Source organism: Enterobacter cloacae complex sp. P6RS, from assembly GCF_014982245.1.
In the GTDB taxonomy this organism is placed as follows: Bacteria; Pseudomonadota; Gammaproteobacteria; order Enterobacterales; family Enterobacteriaceae; genus Enterobacter; species Enterobacter bugandensis.
The window spans coordinates 1-301 of the sequence record NZ_JADCLB010000052.1 but is presented as its reverse complement, the minus strand read 5'-3'; the positions used below and the strand labels follow the sequence as shown (position 1 = coordinate 301).

The following is a 301-nucleotide window of genomic DNA, read 5'->3' as shown; positions in this document are numbered from 1 at the left end:
CCCCTGGAGAATCCCATGTAGGAATAGCAATATAACGTTCAGAAGGATGAATAAATTTTTTGGTGTAAATCCGGTAAAACTGACTGACAGGCTCAGAGTGAATACCCCGTTGTGTATCGGTGAACCAGAGTTCACCTTCACAGTCCCAGCCCTTCAACTCCAGATAACGATGGCCATCGAACCGGTACACTACCTGCGTCGGTGGTTCTGAAGCCTGGCAACCGGCCACCAGCAGCGCGGTCAGCACTGAATAAAGTCCTTTCATCTTTTAACGCCCCGCATCCATATCACAGCGCATATG

1 pseudogene is annotated in these 301 nt (G+C 49.5%); it reads right to left on the bottom strand.

What is annotated here, in order from left to right:
* Nucleotides 1–265: pseudogene (locus INF73_RS21770) on the bottom strand (hypothetical protein); the annotation flags it as partial.
* Nucleotides 266–301: the final 36 nt, after the last annotated feature.